General features: G+C 62.0%; 5 protein-coding genes. All 5 read left to right on the forward strand.

The genetic code is table 11. The features are described from left to right. The first annotated feature begins 16 nt into the window (after positions 1–16). A complete protein-coding gene (locus VFW93_RS00955; RefSeq protein WP_329692119.1) occupies positions 17–4,129 on the forward strand; it encodes a GMC family oxidoreductase N-terminal domain-containing protein in 4,113 nt (1,370 codons plus the stop codon). After that, positions 4,126–6,027 (forward strand): alkaline phosphatase D family protein, encoded by a 1,902-nt coding sequence (locus VFW93_RS00960; protein WP_329692120.1) that lies wholly within the window; start codon positions 4,126–4,128, stop codon positions 6,025–6,027. The genes VFW93_RS00955 and VFW93_RS00960 overlap by 4 nt, the downstream gene beginning before the upstream one ends. Then, positions 6,027–7,808: an ATP-binding response regulator gene (locus VFW93_RS00965; RefSeq protein ID WP_329692121.1), complete on the forward strand. Its 1,782-nt coding sequence runs from the start codon at positions 6,027–6,029 to the stop codon at positions 7,806–7,808. Before VFW93_RS00960 ends, VFW93_RS00965 begins: the two co-directional genes overlap by 1 nt. Positions 7,809–7,903: 95 nt before the next feature. After that, complete coding sequence (locus VFW93_RS00970) at positions 7,904–8,671, forward strand: hypothetical protein (RefSeq protein WP_329692122.1); 768 nt, start codon at positions 7,904–7,906, stop codon at positions 8,669–8,671. A gap of 92 nt (positions 8,672–8,763) precedes the next feature. Then, on the forward strand, positions 8,764–11,058 hold the full coding sequence (locus VFW93_RS00975; protein ID WP_329692123.1) for an NADP-dependent malic enzyme: 2,295 nt from the start codon (positions 8,764–8,766) through the stop codon (positions 11,056–11,058). The last annotated feature ends 96 nt before the right edge of the window (positions 11,059–11,154 follow it).

An 11,154-nucleotide genomic window follows, 5' to 3' on the forward strand; every position in this document is an offset into this window, starting at 1 on the left:
CAAGCATCGCCGTGCGATGCCACGCTCTTTCCAGATCAACAAGGACGTGAGAATGAGCAAGGTCGACACATCATCCAGTGAGTCTCAATGCGGTGAGCGCTTGTGGATATCCGAAGGTCTGGTGGACCTGCAATATCGCATGGCCAACAAGCAGGACGGCTATGTGCAGAGCACGGAAACGGGCCTTGACTGCGACGTTCTGATCATCGGCAGCGGTTACGGGGCCGCCGTGTGTGCAGCCGCCTTGGGCGAAACCATTTACGAGGGCAACGCACCCAGGAGAATCTGGCTCCTGGAGCGTGGCGAGGCCTATTTGCCCGGCCAGTTTCCCAACCAGTTGGCGCAAGCACCGGTTCACGTACGCTTCAATACACCCCACCATCTGAACACCAAGGGCAATCGATCCGGCTTGTTCGATGTGCGGGTGAGCGATGACGTCAGCGCACTAGTGGCCAACGGCCTGGGAGGCGGGTCATTGATCAATGCCGGGGTCATGGCCTGGCCCAATCCTGCCGTTTTCAGGCAATCGCCCTGGCCCCTGGCCATCGCGCGGGAAGGCACCGATTTGCAGCAACGAGCCCGCGCCATGATGGTCCGGCTTGGCGCAACTCTGCCGGGCCATGGCGGCGACAACACCATCGACCGGCAGCCGCAGTCGCTGGCCAAATTCGATGCGCTCAAAAAGATCAGCTCAGGCTCGGACCAGGCCCGTAGGGCTTTCAAGCCGACCCCCATCACCGTCGCCATGTGCGAGGGTGACCTGAGCGCCGACAATGTCCGGCTGACGGCCTGCAACCGCTGTGGCGACTGCGCGACCGGGTGCAACCAGGGCGCCAAGATTTCGCTGGACACCAATTTGCTGGCCAGCGCGGCACGGCGCGGTGTCCGCCTGTTCACCGGGGCAACAGTCATGCATCTCAGCCAGGATGCACCGACCGATACGCGCCCTTCGGCCTGGATCGTGCATGTTCAGCACACCGATCCCCAAACACAATGGCGCCATGGTCAGCCCATTCAGATCCGGGCTGGCAAAGTCATCGTGGCCGCAGGCACCTTCGGCTCTACCGGCATCCTGCTGAGATCAAAGCAGCAGGGGCTTGCGCTGTCGGACGTGCTCGGTGAGCGCTTTTCTGCCAACGGAGATCTGGTAATGACCGCGTACGACCAGAGGCAGGAAGTCCGGGCCATCGCCAGCGAGAACGTGCCTCACGAACAGCGTCAGGTCGGCCCCACCATCACCGGCATGATCGATTGCCGAAGTGATGCGGACAGGCCGCTGGCAGCTCAGTATGTCGTGCAAGACCTCGCGGTTCCCGCCGTGCTGGACCGGATCTTTTCCGAGCTGAACACGACCGCTCATGCGGTGCACCAACTTGGCCAGATCGACCGCAGCACGCACCACGGAAACGAACAAGCCGATGACCCCCTGTCGGTTCACCCTGACAAGCTGCGGCGAACTTTCCCTCTGGCCATCATTGGCCACGATACGGCCCAGGGGCGCATTCAACTGGTGCAAATCAGAAACAAGCGCGACGAGCCCCCGTCGGATACGCCCTTCCTGCCCAGTGATGGTGCCGTGTCCGTTACATGGCCCCAATTGCGCAACGATCCCCGCTTTGATGCCCAGCTCGATGAGCTGAAGGACCTGTGCGCGAGTTCCGGAACGGGCGGCACGCTCCTGCCCAATCCCGGCTGGAAGCCCGTTCCCAAGAACATGGAGTTTCTGGTCGATGGCAAACGTGGGCCACTCTTTACGGCGCACCCACTTGGAGGCTGCCCGATGGGCACGACGGTGATGGACGGCGTGGTCAACGATCTGGGACAGGTATTTGCGCCTGGACAGCCCTCGCCCGACGCCGTCCATGAAGGCCTGGTTGTGCTGGATGGTTCGATCATGCCCACCTCACTGGGCATCAACCCTTCGCTCACCATTGCCACACTGGCAGACCGCGCCATCCGCCGGCTGATTGCGCAGTGGCAAATGGGAGAACCCCGCGCCGACGTGGGAGAACCGCGCGAAAGGCCCAAGGCGACGGCCGTGCCCTTGCCGAGCACCGCATCCACTCACATCGAGATATCTGAACAGATGCGAGGCGACATCGGTGCGTACAAGATTGAAATCACCCTGCGTTTCGAAGAGATAGCGGTATCAGCGTTGCTACAAGGCCAGCCCGCCAGGCGCACCCTCACAGTCAACCCGGCGCACAGCTTTGTCAGGGTCATTGACCCTCGCGGCATGCGGCCCGGCCGGCCGGCACACAAGGTATGGGACGAAGGCCAGGTCGTGCTGAAGGCTCAGTTAGGTGGCCACCTGTATGCCCTGCATCGGGATCAACGCTGCGCGCCAGAACGGATTGGAAAGGCATTCAAGGCCTGGGTACTGAACAGAGGGCTGCGTGACGTCACTCAACTGATCTTGAAGCATCTCACCAACATGACGCCGCCCGACCTGAGCGAGCCCGATATCAAGGAGCGTGTGCTCAGCGGCGTGGCACTGGCCAGCCGCGCAGGCGAAGTCCGTTTGCTGGAGTACGACCTGTTGATCAGCAAAGTACTCGTGCACGAAGCCCCTTGGGCCAGCCCGAACTTGCTGGAGGGACAGCGCATCAAGGGTCGCAAGAAGCTGACCTACTCACGGCGAGGCAACCCCTGGGAGCAGTTGATGACGATGACCGTCGATCGCTTCCCTGGCCTGAACTGCCCCACTGACCCGCAACCCACACTCAAGCTCAACATGGCCTACCTGGCCGACATCGGCGTACCACTGCTGCGCATCACCCGACAGCGGGACATGCCGTCCGCATTGATGGACCTCACCAGCCTGGCGCTGTTGTTTGTTCGCGTGCTGATGAACATCCATGTCTGGAGCATGCGCGCCGTGGATGAAGGCCCCGAGCGTGAAGCCATTCGCCTGCCCGGATTCGTGCCTGGCCTGCCTCCACCGCAAATCACGGAACTCGACGTCGATGCGCCCTTGAACGACGACACGCCGGTTCGCGTACGCCTGACACGCTACCCCACCGCCCAGCCAGGTCGCCGGCCGCGCCCCCTGGTCATGCTGCATGGCTACAGCGCCAGCGGCACGACCTTCGCGCATCACGCCGTACAACCGGGCCTGGCCAAATTCATGTGGGATCAAGGCCACGACATCTGGCTCGTTGACATGCGAACCAGCGCAGGCATGCCTACTGCCACATACCCATGGACATTCGAAGACGTCGGTCTCAAGGACATCCCGTTGGCACTGGGCTATATCGCCGATGCGTGTGGCACGCCGCAAGTCGATGTGTTTGCACACTGCATGGGTTCAGCCATGCTATGGATGGGCCTGCTGGCCCGACCAACTGCCACGGCCGAGCTGGCACCCCGGTTCCAGGCTGCCATCAAACGCCTTCAGGGCCAGACCGACACAGACGCCCCGGCCCTGATTCACCGGCTGTGCATGTCGCAAATCGCGCCCATGATGCGCTTCAAGGAGGGCAATCTGCTGCGCGCCTACATCATGCGCTACGTTCGCCAGCATCTGCCGCTGGGGCCTTACCGCTTCAAGCCCGACCCCAAGGACACCGACACGAACGAGGTACTCGATCAGGTCATGGAGCGCCTGCTGGCCACGATTCCTTACCCCGAAGAAGAGTTCGACATTGAAAACCCAGTCTTCCCCCCCTGGAAGACCACGCCATGGGCCAGAACCAGGCGCCGCATGGATGCACTCTACGGACGGGACTTCAACATCCGTGAACTGGACCAGCCTGTACTGGACTTCATGGACGACCACTTCGGCCCCTTGAACCTCAACACGCTCAGCCAGGCACTGCACCTGGCGCGCAACAGCGTCATATCAGATCGCTTCGGCATGAATTGTTATGTCACGCCATACGACATATCCAAGGTGGTCGCCACGCTGGACAAGATGATGTCCGTGCATGGGGAAGAAAACGGGCTGGCCGACATCCGGGGCCTGCACGATTTCCATGAATACGTCACCGGCATCGATCCTTCGTTCGCCAGCAAATACCAGATCGAACCCATCGCCGGGCTGGGGCATCAGGATTGTCTGATCGGTCGCAATGCGCCCGTGAAGGTGTTCCCGTTGGTGGCCGACTTCTTCAACCAGGCAGCATCATGAGCAATAAAGCACCGCCATTTGGCGCCGTCAGCATCCGTGCACCGCAGCTTCCGGAAGTGCAGGCCACCAAGATCGACCCCGATCAGAACACCGTCATGATCAAGCTGGGCTATGAACCCACTCTGAGCACCCCTCTGTTTGCGGGCGTGATCCCGGCCCAGTACATGGGCCTGCCCGAGGCCTGCAGCCATGCAAGGTATGCACCGTGGATACAAAGCCGCACCTTGCCTGTTGCCGACTTCAAAGTCGATGTCGATTGGTCCAAGTACCCAGGCGCCGAGTGGCTGGTCTATATCGTCTATGCCCAACCGCACGAGTTCGCCAACAAGGATCTGGAGCAGGCCATCCCGGATCGCACCTTCATGGAGTTGGCTGCAGTCGCAGCCTTGTTTCGCAAAATGGAAGGCCGCTATAAGAACAGTCAGGATGCGATTGACGACGTTGTTCGAGCCGTGCGTGCCGCCGAGCGCGAAACGCTGATTGGCCCCGAGCACATCAAACTCAATCTACCGCGCCTGCGCGATGTACCGACAGGTGCGGTCAGATTGCAAGCCGCCATCGAGTTTGCTGAGAATGACGATGCGCCAAAGGCGCCAGCCCCCTCATTCCAGGTCAACCACAAGGCACCCGCATGGGACGCGTTGCCAACGCGCTTTCTGCTCACCAGTTGCCTGTACCCCGGCGGCATCCTGGACCGTACGCCCCAGCTTGCTGGCGCGGTCTCACCCAGCGAGCGCACCTTGTCACTCATCGCGCAAGCCTACGTGCCAATCGACTCCAGGCCAGACTTCGTGCTGATGCTTGGTGACCAGGTCTATGTCGATGCCACGGCCGGCCTGTTCGACCCACAAGTGGCAGACGGCCGACACTTCGATCCCTATATCCAGTGGCAGCGCAGCGACTGCGTACGGCGCGTTGTCAGAGAGGCCCGCATGGAGTCCATGATCGATGATCATGAACTCGCCGACAACTGGTCACCCGTGGCCAACGATGCCACCAGTCTGCAAGATGATGGCTCCCCAGGTAACGCCCACCAGTACGTCGCCGGACTCAAGGACAGCGGACTGCGCTCCTACCGCGCCTATCGCTTCGACCGATCCGGTACAGCAAACACGGACGGTCTTCACGGCCCTGTCGGGCCGGATCATCAGCGCCAGCTGGTATTCATGGCCAACACACGGACCGAGCGAGAGGTTCGCAACAGCCTCAACATCGACCAAGCTCGCATCATGTCCGCGCCGCAGTGGGCAGAACTGAGCACCTGGCTGCAGGCTGTACCCAAGGACGCCTGGCGCTTTCTGGCCAGCCCAAGCATGGTCTTGCCCCGCCGCATCGATGCATGTGGTGCCACACCCGCCAGCGCCCTGCGCTCGGATGCCTGGGACGGCTACCCCGCATCGTTGCACGCCTTGCTGGCCCACATTTGTGAAAGGGGTCTGCACAAGCTGGTCTTGCTGTCCGGCGACGAGCACCTCGCCAGCATCAGCCGCATCACGCTGCGCAAAGCTGGGTCACATGATGAGCCAGCCCTTGAAACGGTCATCCACAGCGTCCATGCCCCGGCCATGTATGCGCCCTATCCCTTTGCCAACGCCAGGCCAGACGACTTCAGCCAACGTCGGTTTTCTTTTGCCGCGCAAGCACCCGCGCCTGGCGATCTGGCGACCGCGCGGACCACTCCTTACACCTGCGACGTGGAAACCTGGTTTCCGGAAATGGGCGATGGCTTCGTCGTGATCGAGAGCCCTGCTGAAACCGACGACGATCAAAGGCTGAAGCTACGGCTGGCAAGCAATAACCCCGACATCGTGATCACACAGATGCCAGACTGGCTGAATCGATCCGAGTACCTGAGTGTCCAGATTGACAAGTACAACGCCGCTTCCATCATTGTGTGATGACGACACAGCCTGCACCCACCATCGAGGCCCCATCCGGCTTGCCTGAAGGCGAGATCGACAAGAGCGTCACCGATGAACTTGTTGCCCTGTACGAGCGTCAATCACAGCGCACAGGCCCGGCGATCGGCATCACCGCGGTGATCATCGCTGCGGCTGCGTGGTCACGGGCACCGCACGGCTTTGTCATCGCCTGGGTATTGGCCGAGTGGTCAACATTGGCCATCCGCAGGCTTGGCTTCAGAGCCCTGACCGGCACCCACACGACGCCGCAACGCAAGCTGCGCATTGCTCAACTGCTCAGAGGGCTGCACGCCTTGACCAACGCCTGCGCCGTGTTGTTCTTCCCCTATCTGTCCGATCTGGGGCGAACCATGGTCACCTTGATCCTGGCTGGTTTGACGACCGGTGCCATCGGCACATCCGGAGGCTACCTGCCTGTCTATCTCGTCTATGCAGGCCCTGTCATGGGGGCGCTGATGCTGGGCTGGTCCATCACTCCGTTCAACGGAGAAGACCAGTGGCTGGCCAGGGCCATGGTGCCATTGCTGCTGGCTTTCAGCCTTGTCATGGTCGGGCTTGCCCGCGACAACTTCAGGGCGTTCAGAAAGTCCATCGCCAAACGCATCGAAGAAGTGCGCCTCAACCACCAACTGCGAGCGGCACTCGAACAGGCAGAGACAGCCAATGCCGCCAAAACCCGCTTTCTGGCCTCGGCCAGTCACGATCTGAGGCAACCCCTGCATTCTCTGTCGCTGTTTTTTGCCACCTTGAGGCTGCAGGTCAACAAGCCTGAAAACGTCCAACTGCTGGACCACATCGACCAGGCGCTCACATCCTTGCAAACCCAGATGAACACGCTGCTGGACATGTCGAAACTGGACGCCGGCATGGTGCACCTTCATTGGCGCAGCTTCGCACTGCAACTCCTGCTTGAACAAATACAAGCTGCCTACATTCCCGTGGCCCATCAAAAGGGCGTGGCGCTGACCGTGACGTGCGCCCCCCATCTCGTCGTCAACAGTGACCATGAGCAGCTCAGCCGCGTACTACGCAATCTGGTTGACAACGCTGTCAAGTACACACAGCAGGGCGGCGTGCACATCGAAGCGCTCGAACACGGCGACAGCATTGAGGTGCGGATCTCCGACACCGGCTGCGGCATCGCCGCGCCACTGCACAAGCAGGTCTTCGAAGAGTTCTTCCAGATCGACAACCCGGAGCGAGATCGCAACCGCGGACTCGGGCTGGGCCTGTCCATCGTGCGCCGGCTGACCACATTGCTCTATGTCGAGCTGCACCTGCAATCCACACCGGGTCGGGGTACCACCATCACACTGACCATCCCTCGCGGTTCGATGTCCACGAGGGTGACGCCAGCCGTCGACCCTCGCGACATCCAGCCCTCCATGCCCATGTGCAACGTCCTGGTCCTGGACGACGAAATGGCCGTCCGTGTGGGCATGCAAGCCTTGCTCAAACGCATGGGATGCGAAGTCATGCTGGCATCGTGCATCAGCGAAGCCCTGGAACACATCACCGTACGCCAGCCCGACCTCGTGCTGGCCGACCTGCGGCTGCGCGGCCAGGAAAACGGCATCGACGCGGTCAAGCAGCTCAGGCAACACATTCGCAACCTGCCGGCCATCATCATCACCGGGGACACGGCGCCGGACCGGCTCAAGCAGGCTCAGGCCGCAGGGCTGCCCGTCCTCCACAAACCTGTCGCCCCGGAAGCCTTGATGACGGCCATAGCGCGCAGCCTGGATGCGGCGATCTGATCCCTTCGGTTGAGCCCGCTCAACTTCGGTTTAGACATGAGATGAGTGCAATCGCCCTTGAATTTTCATAGATTGGAATTTTCAAGGAGCCCATCATGTTCTTGTCTTCCCAACCCTCGTTGCGCAACCACCTGGCCGCCATCGCCTGCCTTGCCCCACTGTGCGCTTGCGCCGCAGACGATGCCAATGCCGGCAGCAGTCAGTTCGATGGCGATCGCCTCAAGCTGTATGTGGCCGTACCGCACTTCACCGTTCATCATCCGGATGCGTCCAAGGCGAAGGCCGCCGCCACCGAGTTTTGCGGCCCTCCAGACTCGAAGCTGTCCGCATTCAAGGATGGTGGTGACAAGATCCTGGTGCGTTTCATCGAGATCGAACCCGACAAGAACAAGGCTTGCGGTGACACCCCGCCCGTCCAACTCGGCGTTCAGTACGAAATAGCCAAAAGCATGTTGGCCACCGACTACGACGTACGCCGAACGGGCGCCACCTTCGGTGCGTTGGTGATTCCATTCAAGTTCCGCATTGGTGCCGACAACCCGGTGAGCAGTTCGTCCACCATCGCCCCGTATGTGGGCTGGCGTACAGGCCTGCTGTCGAGCTACGGCATCACTCTGACACCGTACTTCAGCGCCGGGCTGGGACTGGTGCCCGTGTCAGACCCCACCACGGGTACCACCGACACCAGGAACGCCTTCTCCGCCGCAACGGGGCTTGTCCTGCGAAGCTCGAAGAGTGACGCCTTTCAGTTCGGCATCGCCTTTGGCAAGGACTTCCTGGACAAACAGTCCAAGTTGCAAGACCCTTCTGTCAACAAGCCCTGGATATCGGTGTTCATCGGCCTGACCAGCAACGGCAATTGATCACAATAGACACCTCCGGGATGAACGCCCAGCGCCAAAGTTCTTAGAATCGAGGGTCTGGGCCCTGTTCGGGCCAAACAGAGGCCCCCTCGATGACCACCCCCGAAGAAAAACGCGCCGAGCTGAAAAAAGCCGCGCTTGAGTACCACGAGCTCCCGACCCCCGGCAAAGTGGCCATCTCGGCCACCAAACAGCTCACCAACCAGCGCGACCTGGCCCTGGCCTACTCTCCCGGCGTCGCAGCCCCTTGCGAAGAGATCGTCGAGAACCCCGCTGCAGCCTTCAAGTACACCAGCCGCGGCAACCTGGTAGCCGTGATCACCAACGGCACGGCCGTCCTGGGCCTGGGCGACATCGGCCCGCTGGCCGCCAAGCCGGTGATGGAAGGCAAGGCCGTCCTGTTCAAGAAGTTCTCCGACATCGATGTGTTCGACATCGAGATCAACGAGAAGGACCCCGAAAAGCTGGTCGAGATCATCGCCTCGCTGGAACCGACCTTCGGCGGCATCAACCTCGAAGACATCAAGGCACCGGACTGCTTCTACGTCGAGCGCAAGCTGCGCGAGCGCATGAAGATCCCCGTTTTCCACGATGACCAGCACGGCACCGCCATCGTGGTGGGCGCCGCCCTGCTCAACGCGCTCAAGGTGGTCGGCAAGGACATCAAGACCGCCAAGCTGGTGACCTCCGGTGCCGGCGCGGCCGCCCTCGCCTGCCTGGGCCTGCTGGTCAAGCTGGGTGTGCCCCGTGAAAACATCTGGGTGACCGACCTGGCCGGCGTGGTCTACGAGGGTCGCGTCGAACTGATGGACCCCGACAAGGCCTTCTTCGCGCAAAAAACCGATCAGCGCAAGCTCAGCGAGGTCATCGAAGGCGCGGACATCTTCCTGGGCCTGAGCGCCGGCGGCGTGCTGAAGCCCGACATGGTCGCCAAGATGGCGGCCAAGCCCATCATCTTTGCCCTGGCCAACCCCACGCCCGAGATCCTGCCCGACGAGGTCAAGGCCGTGCGCGACGACGCCATCATGGCCACGGGCCGCTCGGACTTCCCCAACCAGGTCAACAACGTCCTGTGCTTCCCCTACATCTTCCGAGGCGCCCTGGATTCCGGCGCGACCACCATCACCGATGAGATGGAAATCGCGGCCGTGCATGCCATTGCCGAACTGGCCCAGGCCGAGCAGAACGAAGTGGTCGCGGCCGCCTACTCCGGCGAATCACTGAGCTTCGGCCCCGAATACCTGATCCCCAAGCCCTTCGACCCGCGCCTGATGATCAAGATCGCGCCGGCCGTGGCCAAGGCAGCGGCGGACTCCGGCGTGGCCTCCCGGCCCGTGAAGGACTTCGTTGCGTATGGCGAAAAACTGCAGAGCTTCGTCTACGCCTCCGGTCACACCATGAAGCCGATCTTCAGTGTGGCCAAGCGCGCCAAGAACAAGCGCATTGCCTACGCCGAAGGTGAGAACGAAGGCGTGCTGCGCGCCGCCCAGATTGTGGTGGACGAAGGCATTGCCCGCCCGACCCTGATCGGCCGCCCGGAAGTGATTGCCCAGCGCATCGAACGCTTTGGCCTGCGCCTGCAACCCGGGCGTGACATCGACCTCGTCAGCGTCGAGAGCGACCCGCGCTACCGCGATTACTGGCAGACCTACCACCGCCTGGGCGAGCGCAAGGGCGTCACCGAGCAGATGGCCAAGATCGAAATGCGCCGCCGCCTGACCCTGATCGGGGCCATGCTGCTGCACAAGGGCGAGGTAGACGGCCTGATTTGCGGCACCTGGGGCTCGACAGCCCTGCACCTGCACTACATCGACCAGGTGATCGGCAAGCGCGCCGGCGTCAAGACCTATGCGGCCATGACCGGCCTGATCCTGCCGGGCCGCACGGTCAACATCCTGGACACCCACATCAACCACGAGCCCACGGCCGAGCAGCTCGCCGAGATCACCATCATGGCCGCCGAGGAGCTGATGCGCTTCGGCATCCGCCCCAAGGCCGCCCTGCTCTCGCACTCCAATTTCGGCTCTAGCAACCAGCCCTCGGCGCTGAAGATGCGCGAGGCCCTGGGTCTGATCCAGCAATCGGCCCCCTGGCTAGAGGTCGATGGCGAGATGCATGGCGACACCGCGCTGGACGCTGCCTACCGCAACCAGCTGATGCCGCGCAGCACCCTCAGCGGCGAGGCCAACCTGCTGGTGCTGCCGAACATCGACGCCGCCAACATCTCGTACAACCTGCTGAAGACCACCGCCGGCGGCGGCATCGCGATCGGCCCGGTGCTGCTTGGCGCGGCCAAGCCGGTGCATGTGCTGACCCCCTCGGCCACGGTGCGCCGCATCGTCAACATGACCGCCTTGACGGTCGCCGACGCCAACGCTGCGCGCTGAATTCAGCGCCCTGTTTCGCCCGGTCGGCGGTCCGAATGGCCGCTTGAGCGGGCGAAATCACGTCCGTATGAGCCCTGAGAAACAAAAGTTTGTAAT

The sequence above is a fragment of the Aquabacterium sp. genome (assembly GCF_036279675.1).
Taxonomy (GTDB): domain Bacteria; phylum Pseudomonadota; class Gammaproteobacteria; order Burkholderiales; family Burkholderiaceae_C; genus Aquabacterium.

What these genes read in the sequence shown, in the direction of transcription:
- VFW93_RS00955 (WP_329692119.1), top strand. Translation starts at nt 17, where the DNA reads ATGCCACGCTCTTTCCAGATCAACAAGGACGTGAGAATGAGCAAGGTC.
- VFW93_RS00960 (WP_329692120.1), top strand. Translation starts at nt 4,126, where the DNA reads ATGAGCAATAAAGCACCGCCATTTGGCGCCGTCAGCATCCGTGCACCG.
- VFW93_RS00965 (WP_329692121.1), top strand. Translation starts at nt 6,027, where the DNA reads ATGACGACACAGCCTGCACCCACCATCGAGGCCCCATCCGGCTTGCCT.
- VFW93_RS00970 (WP_329692122.1), top strand. Translation starts at nt 7,904, where the DNA reads ATGTTCTTGTCTTCCCAACCCTCGTTGCGCAACCACCTGGCCGCCATC.
- VFW93_RS00975 (WP_329692123.1), top strand. Translation starts at nt 8,764, where the DNA reads ATGACCACCCCCGAAGAAAAACGCGCCGAGCTGAAAAAAGCCGCGCTT.